Source organism: Candidatus Thiodiazotropha sp. AKIB8, assembly GCF_058244675.1.
Map to the genome: position 1 here is coordinate 46199 of NZ_JBSYOO010000004.1, position 14295 is coordinate 60493.

A 14295-nucleotide genomic window follows, 5' to 3' on the forward strand; every position below is an offset into this window, starting at 1 on the left:
GCGGATTTTAGGTTGAACCATGACTGAGATGTCATCCAATCGGCCATACCTTATTCGTGCTCTGTATGAATGGTTGGTCGACAATGGCAAAACCCCATATATGATGGTCAATGCTGACTATCAGGGGGCTGTTGTGCCGACTCAGTATGTTGAAAATGGGCGCATTATTCTGAATGTGGATCCATCCGCTGTCTCTGGGCTTGAGTTGGGTAATGAGTGGATCAGCTTCAGCGCAAGGTTTGGAGGATCAGCAGAAGAGATTATGATCCCCCCCGGTGCTGTGATGGGCATTTACGCCAAAGAGAATGGGCAAGGCATGTTGTTTCCGGATGAAGAGGTCGATAACGACAATGAGCCGGAAGATGACCCCGATCCTAATCCGCCCAGCACTCGTCCGGCATTGAAGGTTGTAAAATAGCTCAGTCGTGCTTCTCTTCTTCAGCTGCCACATTAGGTTGTGGTGGCTGAGGAATATCCATATGAAGACTGACATTGTGAACCCCCAGCATGACCAGGTAGCCTGTCCTGCGGCCTGACCCCTCCAGACTATAGTCAAAGGCGTATACACGACGGATTTTCGGGCCGCTGCGAAGCCAGCGGAGGCCAAGCCGATGCAGGGCAACGGTCTGATCCAGAAGCTGTACACCATGACTCTGGCAGCTTTTTCGGCAGATGCGTATAGCGACTTCCCTGACCCGTAAGCTGTCACGCCAGAACCAGGCGAGTAGCATCAGTAGTATTAATAGATTAAGTGTTGAATAGGACATGATGATGGTGTGTCATTAGAGGTGGCGTTAAGCGGGCCTCTGATTTTAGCAATCAACATGAGAGACAACACGAGCCAATGGGTGTAATCCATATTGTAACTGCAGATATCACTCTCCTGGAAGTGGATGTCATCGTAAATGCCGCAAATACCCGATTATTGGGTGGTGGTGGCGTGGATGGAGCAATACATCGGGCTGCCGGGGAAGAGCTTCTTGAATATTGCAGAACCCTGGGTGGCTGTCCGGTTGGTGAGGCAAAAATTACTCCTGGATTCAGATTACCGGCAAAGTGGGTGATCCATACGGTTGGCCCTGTTTGGCAGGGTGGGAGCTTGGGTGAGCCTAAGCTGTTGAGAGCCTGTTACGAAAAGAGTCTGGCACTGGCGGCAGAGCATCAATTGCAGAGCATCGCTTTTCCGGCTATCAGTACGGGTGTTTACGGTTACCCTAAGCAGCAGGCCTCAGAAGTGGCAATATCGGTGATGCAGGCATGGTGTGACCGATTTGAACGAATCATCGCATGCTGTTTCAGCCATTCAGATGCAGAGCTATACCATGACCTCTGCCCTGAGTGTTTCATGAGTGATGGGTAGTTATCATGCAGCCTGGCTAGTATGACGCAACTAGAATAACCGGATTATCTTTAACCTATAAAAATATATAGAGGAAGCAAAACAAGATGTTCAACTGGCTTGACCGAATGCCAATGCATATGATCGCTTTGCCAGCACTGCTGTTGGCAATGGCACCCTTTGTGCCTGAGCCCCATCTGTGGGAGAAGTTGAAAATGTTGATGGAAGGGACGCTGCACAGGCCTATCGATATCTTCGATCTATTGATGCATGGCACCCCCCTGGTGCTGCTTGTGATCAAAGTGATTCGGGGGGAGCGGGAGACGGGCTGAAAGCAAAAAGTCAGTGACTGAGTGAATTGAGTGGGCCTTCAAAGTCCATATCAATCCCGCTTTTTACTCAGTCGCTCCAATCGCAGGCGATGTCGCTCGTCAAACAGCCGTTTTGAGCCTATCCAGACCGCCACAGTCGCACCAAAGCCCGTACCTGCAGCAATCAGTAGCATGATCAATATCTGGTATTTTGAGGCCTCCATAGGCGGGGCGCCGGCGAGTATTTGTCCGGTCATCATACCGGGAAGACTGACTATACCGGCCGCGGCCATGGCATTGATGATCGGGATCAGGCCACTGCGCAAAGCGGTTCTGCGAATATCCCTGATTGCTTCATCCCAAGTGTGCCCCAGGATTAAGCGCGCTTCGATCTCCTGGCGTCTTTGCCAGCCATTCTGGGTAAGGTTATCCAAGGCAATCGCAACTCCTGACATGGTGTTACCCAATAACATCCCCAGTAGGGGGATGAGGTACTGCACCGAATACCAGGGTTCTGCCTGGATGATGATGATCAGTGCAAGAATAGTTACGCTGAAGGAGGAGATAAACATGGAGAGGGTTCCGACGCCAATCCCCCAGATGCCTTTGAAGCGACGTTGCTGTCTGGCCATTACCTCATAGCCGGCAACCACCAGCATGAACATAGCCAGGGAGGCGATCAAGGCAGGATGTGATTGCACGAACAGAAACTTCAACACCAGACCCAGCAGACTGAGCTGGATCACGGTACGCAGGGCAGCGATCAGTAATTTCCCTTCAATACCCAGTGAGAGCCGTAGAGAGAGCAAAGCCAGGAGTAGCACCAGTGTTGAGGCGATAAACAGATCGAGGGGGGTCAGCTGGATCAGGTTCATTGCTCTCTCCTGAGACGTCCTGAATCGATTACCCAGCTCTGTTTACTGACCCGCTGGCGCTGCTGGGGGTCGTGAGATACCCAGAGAACAGCGACCTGATGTTGTTGGCGCCAGTATTCGATCAATGCCTCCACTTTGGCACTATTCCCTTGGTCCAGGTTGGCAGTCGGCTCATCCAGCAGTAGTACCTGAGGGTGGTTACTCAATAGTCTGATCAGGGATAGTCTCTGTCGTTCACCACTGGAGAGTCTGCTGATCTCCCACTCCACTGCATCATGGGGTATCTCGAGACGATCAAAGAGTTCAGGCTCCGGCCTGCTGAAATGGTCACCGACCCGTTCAGTCCACCAGCCACTCTCTGCCAGCAGAAGCCCGACCTTGTGACGCCACTGGGGGCCTGTGATGGTTCCTTTCTCTTCTTTGTTCAGCCAGACCCTGCCCTGGGAGGGCTCCAGGTCGGCCAGTGCCCGTAGCAGTCGCGTTTTTCCAGACCCTGATGGGCCGTTGATGGTTATGCAGTCACCTGCAGGCAGTTGCAGGTCGATGGGGTCCAGTAGTGGGGATTTGAACTGCTCCAGGGTCAGGCTGCCCATTAGCCCAGACGCTCGAAAATCAGATCCCAGACGCCATGGCCCAGGCGCTCACCACGTCGTTCAAATTTTGTCAGTGGCCTGGTGGCCGGGCGGGGTGAAAACTGCCCATCCCCCGCCTTATTGAGAAAGCCTTTGTGTGAGGAGAGTACTGACATCATCTGTTTGGCATAATCCTCCCAATCTGTGGCCATATGCAGGATACCGCCAGCTGCCAGGGTACGGAAAGCCAACTCAGAAAACTCTTCCTGAACGATGCGTCTTTTATTATGTTTTCGCTTGTGCCAGGGGTCGGGGAAGTAGAGCAGTATGCGGGAGAGGCTTGCGGCTTTGATATGGTGGCGAAGCAGCTCCATGGCATCGGTCTTGAGGATGCGAACATTGGTTAACTCCTGTTCGGCCAGCCGTATCATCAGATGGCCTACGCCTGGGCCATGTACCTCGACGCCCAGAAAGTTCTGTTCCGGTTGGGTTTCAGCAAGCTGGCTTAAAGTCTCGCCATTGCCAAATCCGATCTCCAAGGTGACCGGCTGTGTTTGATTGAACAGGTTCGGTAGATCCAGCGGGTCGTTATCCAGTTCCAGGCCATATTTTGGCCATAGCTCTTCATAGGCTCGTTGCTGGCCTTCGGTCATGCGCCCCTGTCTGAGTACATAACTACGAATTGGACGTTGCTTTTGATCGGATTGCGGCATGATTTAAGGGTTTGATCGTGTCGTCAGCTCAGGTAACCGCTGGGTTACAGATTATAGTGTTTGAAGGGCAAACTTCTGTTTGCCCGTCACTTGGATCTACTACTATCAATCACACTTGCCCCAATAACTCAGCTCAGAAGAACAGACCATCCAAGGGTGATGAGGCCGAGGCGAAGCGCTTTGCCGGCATACGTCCCGCAAGATAGGCCTCGCGACCTGCCTGGATCGCCTTTTTCATGGCTGAGGCCATCAGCACAGGGTCCTTTGCTGCGGCAATGGCGGTATTCATCAATACACCGTCACACCCCAGCTCCATGGCTACTGCCGCATCAGAGGCGGTGCCGACACCGGCATCAACCAGAATCGGTACCTTGGCATTTTCTACGATGGTACGGATATTCAAGCGGTTGCGAATACCCAGACCGGAGCCAATCGGGGCTGCAAGGGGCATCACTGCAACACAGCCCAACTCTTCAAGGCGCTTCGCCATAATGGGGTCGTCATTGGTGTAGACCATGACATCAAAATCCTCTTTGATCAAAACCTCTGCAGCTTCCAGGGTCTGTACCACATCTGGAAAGAGGGTTTTTTGATCTCCAAGTACTTCCAGTTTCACTAAATTGTGGCCATCCAGAAGCTCCCTGGCGAGACGGCAGGTACGGATTGCAGTTTTGGCGTCAAAGCAGCCTGCTGTATTGGGCAGATAGGTGAATTCACTGGGAGGCAGCGTTTCCAGCACATTGGGCTCATCCTGATTCTGACCGATATTGGTGCGGCGTACTGCAATAGTCACAATCTCAGCTCCGCTTGCATCAATAGCGGCACGGGTCTCCTGCATATCCTTATATTTACCGGTTCCCACCAGGAGGCGGGAGGTGAATGTGCGTCCTGCGACGCTAAAGCTGTCTGTGTTGTTATCGTTTGACATTGGATTCTATCTTCGAAGGTGAAACAAAAGGTGTGGGCGGGTATTGCAAGTCTAGTGTCGACACTACGATAGACTCATCCACCGCCAACGGCATGAATAATCTCAATCCGGTCCATGTCATGTATCGCATGACCGTTGAAGGTGCTTCTTGGTACCAGCTCTTCATTGACTTCGACAGCTATGCGCTGACCTTTCAGTTCAAGCATTTCTATAAGACCTGCCATGTCGAGGGTATCTGGAATTTGCTTTTCCAAGCCGTTTAAGTAAATCTGCATCTGAATGTAATCTCTGTCAGGAGTAGAGTCAGGTTCAATTGCGAATTCTACCTCAACTCAAGGAGACAAAGTATGCGCAGCAGCAAATGATAACAGCCTCCAACCTGGCAGAATGGTAAAAGGGGGCGGCAGGAGGATAATGTGGAGTGGAGTGAAGATCTCATACCTTTGGAACAAGCGGGCACATTGGACGGCCTCTTTTTTCAACGGATGCGGCGAACGCCTGACGTGGTGGCCTATCGCCACTACGAGCGAAACCGGAAGCAGTGGTATGAATTGAGTTGGGGGGATATGGCCCGCCATGTGGAGCGCTGGCGCCAGGCGCTTGCTGGAGAGGACCTGGAGCCAGGCGACCGGGTCGCCGTGTTGCTGCGTAATTGCCCGGAGTGGGTGATGTTTGATCAGGCCGCGCTCTCCCTGGGGTTGGTGGTAGTGCCTCTCTATACCGATGATCGGGCTGATGCCATTGCCTATATTCTGAAAGATGCAGCAGTTAAACTGTTACTGGTACAGGATACCGGTCGCTGGAACCGTATGGCGAATGTGGTTGAGGATCTACCAAATCTACAGCGGGTGGTCGTTCTGGAGACGATGAAGCAGCCAGATGCCAGAGAGGATGATCTGTTGAGAGAGGCTAAAACCTGGTTGCCTTCCCGAGGGGAAGCGTTGCAGAAGCGTAAGGCTGACCCTCATAGTCTTGCTTCAATTGTCTATACCTCTGGCACTACGGGTCGTCCCAAGGGCGTCATGTTGAGCCACTTCAATATGCTCTCTATTGCCCACGCGTCGTTGACGGTGGTGGATTGCTATCAACAGGATAGCTTTCTCTCCTTCCTGCCGCTATCCCACACCCTGGAGCGAACAGGGGGCTACTACCTGCCGATGATGGCTGGGTCTTCAGTCTCATTCGCACGTTCCATCTCTCAATTGGCTGAAGATCTTCAAAAGATACGACCTACGGCGATCATCGCTGTGCCGAGGATATTTGAACGGGTCTATGCTCGGGTACAGGATCAGCTGAAGCATAAGCCCGCTTTTGCACGAATACTGTTCCAAATGGCCTTGAAGGTTGGCTTGAAAGAGTTCGAGTACCGAATGGGGCGACAGCGCTGGTTTCCCGGATTGTTGATTCACCCGCTGCTACGGCGACTGGTTTCAGCAAAGATTCTGGATAAACTGGGTGGACGATTGCGCGTGGCGGTCAGTGGTGGCGCTGCAATTTCGCCAGAGATTGCCAAGGTGTTTCTCGGTTTGGGGTTGCCCATGCTGCAAGGTTACGGGTTGACAGAGACCAGTCCGGTCATCAGTGTCAATCCGGTAGACAATATCAAGCCCGAGAGCGTCGGTGTACCACTGCGTGGCGTGAAAACAAAGATAGGGGATGATGACGAGTTACTGGTGAAAACCCCAGGCATGATGCTTGGATATTGGAACAACCATGCGGCGACTGCTGAGATGATCGATCAACAGGGTTGGCTGCACACCGGTGATCAGGCGCGCATAGATGAGGATGGCCATATCCATATCACCGGGAGGATAAAAGACATCCTGGTACTCTCAAATGGAGAGAAGATTCCACCATCGGACATGGAGATGGCAATTGCGCTCGACCCGCTGGTGGAGCAGGCGATGGTGGTGGGGGAGGGAAAACCCTATCTGGGGGCACTGGTGGTGTTGAACCCTGATTTATGGGGTGGCTTCGCTGAAGAGTTCGACTGTGACTCCTCTCGTGAGGAGAGTCTGCAGAATGAACATATTCAGGGGGCAGTTGTAAAACGGATACGTGCTGCGCTGAAGGATTTCCCCGGCTACGCCAAGATAAGACGGGTTGCTCTGCTGCTCGAACCCTGGAGTATAGACAACGGCTTAATGACCCCCACCTTGAAGATCAAGCGCCAGAAGGTCACTGAGCATCACAAGGCGCTCATCGATTCACTCTATGGCGATGGTCTGGTGTGAGCTGGTTGGGGGGATGAATGACAGCCGATCAACTGAACAAAGCCCGCAACCCGTTATTGCCTGCTGCCATGGTGGCCATTCAGCGGGCAGCAGAGCGGGCGCGGAATGAGGCAGTTCGTACCCATACAGGGGTTATCATTGCTCGGGCCGGCATAATCGAGCGGATTGTATTGAATGATTTGCAGTCGATAGGAAGTAGTACCTCCGAAGAGGTACACTAGAATAGGGCAGAGCAGTTGTGTAGGATCTGAACCAGCTCTCGCTGCGGGTGTAGTTCAATGGTAGAACTGTAGCTTCCCAAGCTACTAACGTGGGTTCGATTCCCATCACCCGCTCCAATTCTGTAATAGACGAAGTGGAACCTGGTACTGCTTCATTCAGTGCAAGCCTGTTTATGTCGCTCAATAGCGGCGTGTCGGCGTTGCGGCTTTCCTTTGAGCGCCTCAATCTCCTTTAGAAGTTGTTCGCACTCTTCTGCCTGGCTCGGTTGCTTGGGTGGAGGCTCGACGAACGGGTGTTCAGTTGGCTTGAACATCACTGACTCGCCACGCTCTGCCATCACTGCGAATGTGGCAAAAAGGAGTAGAAGAGAGAGTAGGACAAGCCAAGATAGGGATGCTTTCATCGTCAGTCTTTTCCTGTGGTCTATTGGTTCGTACCCAGAAATATTTCATGGATACCTAAGTGGAGAATTTTAAAACAGTATATGCCACAAATGGGGGTAAAAAGTACTGATCAGCGGTATCTTTCACTATTTACCTCAGTGTTAGACTACTATAGATGCGGGGTTTAAATTCACAGAATGTTACATAGACTAAGAGGGGATATACACCAAGAAGTCTCTTGTGCATGTATGATTCATGTAAAGGAACATAATGAGGTGGCTGGTTGGTAGGCGCCGCCCGTCGCGCTATCTGAAATGTGTCAGAGATCATCAGATTGAATGTTTTGTTAAACAGCAGGGGGTTGATGGTGGCTAACTGGAAAAAAATATTTGTCCTGGTATTGCTTTTTGCCTTTGTGACATCGGCAGCTGCGGTAGGATTTCGCATGGCTGAGATTATGCCCGCAAAATATTTCACCGAAGAAGACTGGGCGTTGGCTAAAAAAACTGTGAATAACGCGTTGGAAAAGGGAAAGATGGATGAAACCTTTTCCTGGCGAAACGACTCTACCGGACACCGGGGTTTATATCGGGTTTTAAATAGCCTTGAAGTGGATCAGAAGCAATGTCGTGATCTGCTGGTGTTGCACGAGGCAGGTCAGGCTAAGGCCAATGGCAAATATCGCTTTTGCAAAGTTGAGAGTGGTGAATGGAAGACAATAGGCAAGACGCCGGAATAGCAGGCTCGGTCAACAGAAGTCATCCAGGAAATCTGGATAGAGATGGCCTGTTTTGTTCTGTAGCACGGGTAATTAATGTCTTGAGGTGTCCTCTGAATAATGATAGTTATTTCAGGGGGATAAGTTGGCGATGATAGAGCTGTATCAAGCGCAGGACAGGGTTGAAGCTCAAATGTTGAAGGATTTTCTGTTTCAACAGGGTGTCGAGGTGGTTATTTTCAACGATCTTCTTAGTGGTGCGGCTGGTGGGGTGCCAGCTAATATATATCCGACTTTATGGTTGTTGGAAAACCAGGATTTCGAAAAGGCAAAGCAGCTTGCTGAACAGTTTTTTAGCCAGAGCCTGTCGAGTCAGGAGCCTTGGCACTGCAAGATATGTGGAGAACGTATCGACGCCGGGTTTGAGGTATGCTGGAATTGCGGTACACCTGGCCCAAATCAAAATAATAAGGAGTAGAGGATGGGCAAGATCCTGAAAGTGCTTGGTTGGTTGGTGGGGATGCTGGTGGTGCTGGTCATCGCCGCAGTCATTCTCATTCCGATGTTTGTTGATCCGAATGACCATAAAGAGCGAATTGTCGCCGAGGTTAAGAAGGCTACTGGGCGTGATCTGAGCATCAGTGGCGATATCGGCCTATCGGTATTTCCACGCCTGGCCCTGGAATTGAATGGCCTTAGATTAAGTAATGCGCCTGGATTCAACGGCTCTGAGTTTGCTTCAATAAAGCACGCAAAAGTAGGCGTCAACCTGCTACCGCTGATATTCAAACAACTGCTTGAGGTAGACACTGTTCAGGTGGATGGTGTCAGACTCAATCTTGCAAAATCCAAAAGCGGGGCAACCAACTGGGAAGATATGACAGGCAAAAAGGCACCAAAAAAGGTGCCCGGTTCGGCCGAGTCTAAATCTGAAGGGGGAACGAACATGCTCGCATTTACCGTTGGTGGCTTGAACATCAACGAAGCGAATGTGGTCTGGGACGATCAATCCACCGGAGAGAGATACACCATACAAGATATTCAGTTGGAGACCGGCGAACTGGCCCCTGGTGAGCCTGTTGACGTTGCATTCAGTCTGGCGCTTGCGAGTAAAAAGCCTGCAATGCAAGGGAAGTTAGCACTCACTACTGTACTTGTTGTTAACCCTGATAACGAATCCATCAAATTGGATGATCTTGACCTTGATGTTGAAATGACAGGTGAAGGTCTGCCGGAAAAGGGTGTTGTTGTTTCGTTGCAATCAGATGTGTTGCTGAATCTATCCAATAGTACCCTGGATATTCAGGATCTGCTGCTGGAATCGGGAAAAATCAAACTGACCGGCAAGCTGGAAGGGATCGATATCCAAAACAATCCCAGCATGAAGGGTAATATCAAGCTGGCAGAGTTCAGTCTGCGTGAGTGGATGGAGCAGTTCGGTATGCCGATACCTGAAACCGCTGATCCGGATGTTTTAAATAGTCTGCATTTCTCAACCGAGTTTACAGCAAACACTGAGCAGGCTGTGTTGACCAACCTGATGGCTGAAGTGGATCAAACCACGCTCAAGGGAAATTTCGAGATAGTTGACCTTGCATCGCCAACCTACCTCTTTAATCTCGACGTCAACAGCATTAACCTGGATAGATATCTACCGCCACCAAGCGAGACATCCCCAGCGCCTGCTCGCCAGAGAGGCAAACAAAAGGTAGCTAAGGAAGAGCCACTGTTTCCCATAGAGCTGCTACGTGAGTTAAAGCTTAATGGCACTATCCGTATAGGTAATCTGATCGTAAATAATCTCAACTCTGAGGCGATTCTGGTCAAAATCAGAAGCCGGGATGGCAAGCTCAATATCGACCATGAGATCGGGCGTTTCTACGATGGCTTGATGAAGGGTGATGTGCAGCTTGACGTCAATGGCTCAAAACCGGTTTTGAAACTGAATCAATCTGTCTCCAGGATTCTATCCGGGCCTCTGCTGAAGGATCTCACTGGAGAAGATACCCTTCTGGGCAGTGGAGATTTGGATATGGCGCTGAGCAGCAAAGGGGATACTGTCAGCCAGCTCAAAAAAGCACTGAATGGTGATGTAACTTTCGATTTTCGAGACGGCGCAGTGAAAGGGTTCAATCTGGCGAAGATGATCCGTGACACAAAAGCCCGTCTTAAAGGTGAGCCGATAACCAGCTTCAATGAACCTGAACAGACCGATTTTTCTGAGCTGACAGGAAAAGCCAAAATTGTTAACGGGGTGGTCAACAACCAGATTCTCAATGCAAAATCACCTTACTTTCGCCTGGAAGGGAGCGGTAAGGCCTACCTGGCAGAAGAGCGACTTAAATACACCGTCCGCCCAGTCATAGTGAACACCTCCACAGGGCAGGATGGTAAGGCGCTCGAGGAACTGAAAGGGATACCAATCCCGGTGAAAATCAAAGGAGACTGGAATGATCCGGAATTCTCCATACAGCTGTCGAAAATTCTGGAAGAGCAACAGAAAGCCAAACTGAAGAAGAAACTCGACGAAAAGATCGATGAGAAGGTGTCTGAAGAGCTGGAAGAGAAGCTCCCTGAAGAGTTGCAGGATCAGTTAAAGGACAAGCTGAAAGGCCTGCTTTGATACAGCCAGGCTCTGATGACGTAGAGGGGCGCCTCTCTACGCAAGAGGCGAATGGATTTTGCAAAAAGGTACTGGCCTGGTTTGCGCTGCATGGTCGCAAACAGCTTCCCTGGCAACAACCCAGAGATCCCTATCGGGTGTGGGTCTCAGAGATTATGCTGCAGCAGACCCAGGTTGCCACAGTAATCGACTACTTTAACCGCTTCATGGCGACCTTTCCCGATATGAAAACACTGGCTGAAGCTGACGCCGATCAGGTGATGCACCATTGGTCGGGGCTTGGCTATTACGCCCGTGCACGCAACCTTCATCAATGCGCAAAACAGGTTATTGCACAACACCAGGGCGATCTCCCTGATGACCTGGAGATGCTGCAGAGGCTGCCTGGTATAGGGCGTTCCACGGCCGGTGCCATCCGTTCACTGGCATTCGCTAAATTCGCACCGATTCTGGATGGCAATGTAAAGCGGGTGCTTGCACGCCGTTTCGCCATACAGGGCTGGCCAGGGCAGACAGCTGTCTCCAAGCAGTTGTGGCGGCTGAGTGAGGCGTTGACACCCCACAGCAATACCGCTGATTACAACCAAGCGATGATGGACCTGGGGGCGATGATATGTCTCAGGCGCAAACCGCTCTGTCATGCCTGCCCATTGGTTGAGGATTGCCAGGCGTATCTAAAAGGGGATATCGCCAGTTATCCTGGCTCGAAGCCGAAAAAGGAGAAACCTGTACGCAGCACACAGTTACTGATTTTGCGTGATGACGAAGTGAGCGTGCTGCTGCAACAACGCCCTCCCAGTGGGATCTGGGGCGGTCTCTGGAGCCTGCCAGAGTGTCCAACAGAAGAGCGGGCAGAAGTCTGGTGTGAGAGCAACCTGGGGATCTATGCGACTCAATTGCATCAGCTGGCACCCCGTCGCCACAGCTTTACCCATTTCCACCTGGATATCACGCCGGTTCTTCTGCAGGTCGAAAAAACACGCAATCGGATCATGGATGAGGATTCCATGGTTTGGTATAACCTGTCGAAACCTGAGGATCTTGGCCTGGCCGCGCCAGTGTCACGCATCCTGCAAGAGATCGATCCGAATATTCCAATTCTTGAAATGACAAAAGGAGAGGCCGAATGAGCCGTACCGTAGAGTGTGTAAAACTGAAGCGCGAGGCCGAAGGGCTTGATCGCCAGCCCTATCCTGGTGATCTGGGGGCGCGGGTATTTGAAAATGTCTCCAAGGAAGCGTGGCAGGAGTGGCTAAGGCATCAGACCATGTTGATCAATGAAAACCGCCTCAGCCCGATGGACCCAAAGGCAAGAAAGTTTCTGGAAGAGCAGATGGAGCAGTTCTTTTTCGGTGAGGGCTCCGAGCTACCGCCAGACTTCAAGCCTGAGGCCTGAATAGGTGCAAAACAGGAGAAGAGAGAGGTCAGATAAGGGGTTAAAAGCAATGAAACTTGACTCAGAGATGTAACCCCGGTTTAATACGGCCCTCTCACCGCGGCCAGGTAGCTCAGTCGGTAGAGCAGGGGACTGAAAATCCCCGTGTCGGCAGTTCGATTCTGTCCCTGGCCACCATCTATTTCAATAAGGTTAAATTCATCCATATTAGCTTATCCTGGTTTTAGGGAAGCATATTGGAAGCTGCCCTGTTCTACCGCTTTAATTGTATTTGCCGCAGATAATTTATTCATGACTCGTTTTGTTGGGGGCTGATGCTCCCTTAGTGAATTCCAGGTTCCACCTAGGTGTAGCCTGTATGGTCTGCATCGTAATACACGCTCCCCGGATTACGCTCTACTAATGCCAACCTGTGTAGTCTGGATGGAGTGCAACGGAATCCGGGATTCATGCGCTCCGGAACAGACTCCGCTTCATCCAGGCTACATCGTGAGGTTGTTCGGATGGGGGGGCATCGGAATTCACGCTCCCCGGATTACGCTCTACTAATTCCAACCTGTGTAACCTGGATGGAGTGCAACGGAATCCGGGATTCATGTCTCGCAGAATAGACTGCGCTTCATCCAGGCTACATCATGAGGTTATTCGGATGGGGGGCATCGAAATTCACACTCCCCGGATTACGCTCTACTAATGCCAACCTGTGTAGCCTGGATGGAGTGAAACGGAATCCGGGATTCATGCGCCCCGGAACAGACTCCGCTTCATCCAGGCTACATCGTGAGGTTATTCGGATGGGGGGGTATCGGAATTCACGTTCCCCGGATTACGCTCTACTTATTCCAACCTGTGTAACCTGGATGGAGTGCAACGGAATCCGGGATTCATGTCTCGCAGAATAGACTGCGCTTCATCCAGGCTACATCATGAGGTTATTCGGATGGGGGGCATCGGAATTCACGTTCCCCGGATTACGCTCTACTTATTCCAACCTGTGTAGCCTGGATGGAGTGCAACGGAATCCGGGATTCATGCGCCCCGGAATAGATTCCGCTTCATCCAGGCTACATTAAAAAGTGCCAAATGATGTCCTGGTTTATTTCGACCAGGTAGCATTCCTCTCTGACCCGTTTTTTTAAGCGGTTTTTCTGCCAACCACACAGTTCCGCCCTTTGCCTTTGGCTACGTAGAGCATCCGGTCCGCCTCTTCCAGCAAGATATCCGGCTCTCCACGAAGATCAGCTATTTGGATCGCCACTCACGTTAATTCGTCCATGGCAGAGAGGCTGGTCAATCCGCCTGGGACTTCAATGTCAAGTGGGTGCGAACCCATGCATTTACGTTTTCCGGCGAAAACGGCTTGGTAATATAGTCGACTGCACCGGCAGCCAGCCCTTTTGTCTCATCGGTTACATCATCCTGCGCAGTCACGAAGACAGAATTCCGTAACACTCAACGTTTAAAATATTAATAACATGGGATTGTTCCATCTTATCTTTTTAGATTATTAATATATTTTGTTAAATGTAAACGATGAGTGTCCCGATTAGCCTGCTTTTGAAATCCGTAATCACATGATGTTAATCCTCATGAATAAGCGAGTTTAGTTAAAACTTAAAACACTAACCTGCTAAGCACAAACAATTGCGGTATTGCCAAGAAAGCATATTAGTCTCTTCTGGCCTCATTAAATTATAATAATTCTATTCTTGCGCTATTTCGATTCTGTCTGCTTCAACAAATATAGGTATGGTTGCTGATCTGACTCTCCTGTATATGCGAGACCAAGGGCCGATGCCAGAACCGATTTGTTTGACGACGCCATATACCTTTACTTTTTGACGATTCTTTAAGAAAGTAAATGGGGACACTCACCGTTTGCCGCCGCAATTAAACGCCAGGAAACAGGTGGATGGGGACTGGCGGGCGAGTTCTATAGCCTTGTATGCAGAACTCCCTTCAGAGGCTGAGTAGTTAATTT

At 50.8% G+C, this 14295-nt stretch carries 19 protein-coding genes and 2 tRNA genes; 12 read left to right on the plus strand and 9 right to left on the minus strand.

Annotation, left to right across the window (positions count from 1 at the left end; all coding sequences use genetic code 11):
• The first annotated feature begins 19 nt into the window (after window positions 1-19).
• On the plus strand, window positions 20-418 hold the full coding sequence (locus AC4IFB_RS00360; protein WP_490779052.1) for a ClpXP protease specificity-enhancing factor: 399 nt from the start codon (window positions 20-22) through the stop codon (window positions 416-418).
• Between the two features lies 1 nt (window position 419).
• Here the strand turns inward: AC4IFB_RS00360 and AC4IFB_RS00365 are convergent, their stop codons facing one another.
• Window positions 420-767: a DUF3301 domain-containing protein gene (locus AC4IFB_RS00365; RefSeq protein WP_490775887.1), complete on the minus strand. Its 348-nt coding sequence runs from the start codon at window positions 765-767 to the stop codon at window positions 420-422.
• Between the two features lie 77 nt (window positions 768-844).
• Between AC4IFB_RS00365 and AC4IFB_RS00370 the strand changes: the two genes are divergently transcribed.
• Together AC4IFB_RS00370 and AC4IFB_RS00375 are read left to right on the plus strand one after the other, a co-directional pair.
• Window positions 845-1360, plus strand: coding sequence for an O-acetyl-ADP-ribose deacetylase (locus tag AC4IFB_RS00370; protein ID WP_490775886.1), 516 nt, complete (start codon window positions 845-847; stop codon window positions 1358-1360).
• A gap of 86 nt (window positions 1361-1446) precedes the next feature.
• A complete protein-coding gene (locus tag AC4IFB_RS00375) occupies window positions 1447-1671 on the plus strand; it encodes an RND transporter (protein ID WP_490779053.1) in 225 nt (74 codons plus the stop codon).
• 50 nt (window positions 1672-1721) lie between these two features.
• Here AC4IFB_RS00375 and AC4IFB_RS00380 read toward each other — a convergent pair whose 3' ends face one another.
• The 5 genes from AC4IFB_RS00380 to thiS form a co-directional block, all read right to left on the minus strand.
• Window positions 1722-2525: an ABC transporter permease gene (locus tag AC4IFB_RS00380; RefSeq protein ID WP_490775884.1), complete on the minus strand. Its 804-nt coding sequence runs from the start codon at window positions 2523-2525 to the stop codon at window positions 1722-1724.
• Window positions 2522-3118, minus strand: a complete 597-nt coding sequence (locus tag AC4IFB_RS00385; RefSeq protein ID WP_490775883.1) for an ABC transporter ATP-binding protein — start codon at window positions 3116-3118, stop codon at window positions 2522-2524. The genes AC4IFB_RS00380 and AC4IFB_RS00385 overlap by 4 nt, the downstream gene beginning before the upstream one ends.
• Window positions 3118-3810 (minus strand): tRNA (guanosine(46)-N7)-methyltransferase TrmB, encoded by a 693-nt coding sequence (gene trmB / locus AC4IFB_RS00390; RefSeq protein ID WP_490779054.1) that lies wholly within the window; start codon window positions 3808-3810, stop codon window positions 3118-3120. Before trmB ends, AC4IFB_RS00385 begins: the two co-directional genes overlap by 1 nt.
• 133 nt (window positions 3811-3943) lie before the next feature.
• Window positions 3944-4738: a thiazole synthase gene (locus AC4IFB_RS00395; protein ID WP_490775881.1), complete on the minus strand. Its 795-nt coding sequence runs from the start codon at window positions 4736-4738 to the stop codon at window positions 3944-3946.
• Window positions 4739-4812: 74 nt separating this feature from the next.
• Window positions 4813-5013, minus strand: coding sequence for a sulfur carrier protein ThiS (thiS, locus tag AC4IFB_RS00400; RefSeq protein ID WP_490775880.1), 201 nt, complete (start codon window positions 5011-5013; stop codon window positions 4813-4815).
• Between the two features lie 141 nt (window positions 5014-5154).
• Between thiS and AC4IFB_RS00405 the strand changes: the two genes are divergently transcribed.
• From AC4IFB_RS00405 to AC4IFB_RS00415, 3 genes are all read left to right on the plus strand, one after another.
• On the plus strand, window positions 5155-6972 hold the full coding sequence (locus tag AC4IFB_RS00405) for an AMP-dependent synthetase/ligase (RefSeq protein ID WP_490775879.1): 1818 nt from the start codon (window positions 5155-5157) through the stop codon (window positions 6970-6972).
• A 17-nt stretch (window positions 6973-6989) separates the two neighbouring features.
• Entirely contained in the window at window positions 6990-7193 is a 204-nt protein-coding gene (locus AC4IFB_RS00410) for a hypothetical protein (RefSeq protein ID WP_490775878.1), read from the plus strand.
• Between the two features lie 43 nt (window positions 7194-7236).
• Window positions 7237-7310: transfer RNA gene (locus AC4IFB_RS00415), tRNA-Gly, on the plus strand.
• A gap of 35 nt (window positions 7311-7345) precedes the next feature.
• Here the strand turns inward: AC4IFB_RS00415 and AC4IFB_RS00420 are convergent.
• On the minus strand, window positions 7346-7597 hold the full coding sequence (locus AC4IFB_RS00420; RefSeq protein WP_490775877.1) for a hypothetical protein: 252 nt from the start codon (window positions 7595-7597) through the stop codon (window positions 7346-7348).
• A gap of 314 nt (window positions 7598-7911) precedes the next feature.
• On the opposite strand from AC4IFB_RS00420, the gene AC4IFB_RS00425 reads away from it, so the two are divergent.
• From AC4IFB_RS00425 to AC4IFB_RS00450, 6 genes are all read left to right on the plus strand, one after another.
• On the plus strand, window positions 7912-8316 hold the full coding sequence (locus AC4IFB_RS00425; RefSeq protein ID WP_490779055.1) for a hypothetical protein: 405 nt from the start codon (window positions 7912-7914) through the stop codon (window positions 8314-8316).
• 130 nt (window positions 8317-8446) lie between these two features.
• A complete protein-coding gene (locus tag AC4IFB_RS00430; protein ID WP_490775875.1) occupies window positions 8447-8773 on the plus strand; it encodes a putative signal transducing protein in 327 nt (108 codons plus the stop codon).
• A 3-nt stretch (window positions 8774-8776) separates the two neighbouring features.
• Complete coding sequence (locus AC4IFB_RS00435) at window positions 8777-10918, plus strand: AsmA family protein (RefSeq protein WP_490779056.1); 2142 nt, start codon at window positions 8777-8779, stop codon at window positions 10916-10918.
• Entirely contained in the window at window positions 10915-12048 is a 1134-nt protein-coding gene (mutY, locus tag AC4IFB_RS00440; RefSeq protein ID WP_490779057.1) for an A/G-specific adenine glycosylase, read from the plus strand. Before AC4IFB_RS00435 ends, mutY begins: the two co-directional genes overlap by 4 nt.
• Window positions 12045-12314 (plus strand): oxidative damage protection protein, encoded by a 270-nt coding sequence (locus AC4IFB_RS00445; protein ID WP_490775872.1) that lies wholly within the window; start codon window positions 12045-12047, stop codon window positions 12312-12314. Before mutY ends, AC4IFB_RS00445 begins: the two co-directional genes overlap by 4 nt.
• Window positions 12315-12415: 101 nt before the next feature.
• A tRNA-Phe gene (locus AC4IFB_RS00450) sits at window positions 12416-12491 on the plus strand.
• Between the two features lie 958 nt (window positions 12492-13449).
• On the opposite strand, the gene AC4IFB_RS00455 is transcribed toward AC4IFB_RS00450, so the two are convergent.
• Complete coding sequence (locus tag AC4IFB_RS00455; RefSeq protein ID WP_490779058.1) at window positions 13450-13572, minus strand: hypothetical protein; 123 nt, start codon at window positions 13570-13572, stop codon at window positions 13450-13452.
• A gap of 32 nt (window positions 13573-13604) precedes the next feature.
• A complete protein-coding gene (locus tag AC4IFB_RS00460; RefSeq protein WP_490779059.1) occupies window positions 13605-13745 on the minus strand; it encodes a response regulator in 141 nt (46 codons plus the stop codon).
• Window positions 13746-14295 lie beyond the last annotated feature (550 nt).

Excerpts from the sequence above, each read along its gene's own strand:
- AC4IFB_RS00370 (WP_490775886.1), top strand. The coding sequence starts at position 845 with ATGGGTGTAATCCATATTGTAACTGCAGATATCACTCTCCTGGAAGTG.
- AC4IFB_RS00385 (WP_490775883.1), bottom strand. The coding sequence starts at position 3,118 with ATGGGCAGCCTGACCCTGGAGCAGTTCAAATCCCCACTACTGGACCCC.
- AC4IFB_RS00445 (WP_490775872.1), top strand. The coding sequence starts at position 12,045 with ATGAGCCGTACCGTAGAGTGTGTAAAACTGAAGCGCGAGGCCGAAGGG.
- trmB (WP_490779054.1), bottom strand. The coding sequence starts at position 3,810 with ATGCCGCAATCCGATCAAAAGCAACGTCCAATTCGTAGTTATGTACTC.
- AC4IFB_RS00365 (WP_490775887.1), bottom strand. The coding sequence starts at position 767 with ATGTCCTATTCAACACTTAATCTATTAATACTACTGATGCTACTCGCC.
- AC4IFB_RS00360 (WP_490779052.1), top strand. The coding sequence starts at position 20 with ATGACTGAGATGTCATCCAATCGGCCATACCTTATTCGTGCTCTGTAT.
- AC4IFB_RS00435 (WP_490779056.1), top strand. The coding sequence starts at position 8,777 with ATGGGCAAGATCCTGAAAGTGCTTGGTTGGTTGGTGGGGATGCTGGTG.
- AC4IFB_RS00430 (WP_490775875.1), top strand. The coding sequence starts at position 8,447 with ATGATAGAGCTGTATCAAGCGCAGGACAGGGTTGAAGCTCAAATGTTG.
- AC4IFB_RS00420 (WP_490775877.1), bottom strand. The coding sequence starts at position 7,597 with ATGAAAGCATCCCTATCTTGGCTTGTCCTACTCTCTCTTCTACTCCTT.
- AC4IFB_RS00375 (WP_490779053.1), top strand. The coding sequence starts at position 1,447 with ATGTTCAACTGGCTTGACCGAATGCCAATGCATATGATCGCTTTGCCA.
- AC4IFB_RS00410 (WP_490775878.1), top strand. The coding sequence starts at position 6,990 with ATGACAGCCGATCAACTGAACAAAGCCCGCAACCCGTTATTGCCTGCT.
- thiS (WP_490775880.1), bottom strand. The coding sequence starts at position 5,013 with ATGCAGATTTACTTAAACGGCTTGGAAAAGCAAATTCCAGATACCCTC.
- AC4IFB_RS00395 (WP_490775881.1), bottom strand. The coding sequence starts at position 4,738 with ATGTCAAACGATAACAACACAGACAGCTTTAGCGTCGCAGGACGCACA.
- AC4IFB_RS00380 (WP_490775884.1), bottom strand. The coding sequence starts at position 2,525 with ATGAACCTGATCCAGCTGACCCCCCTCGATCTGTTTATCGCCTCAACA.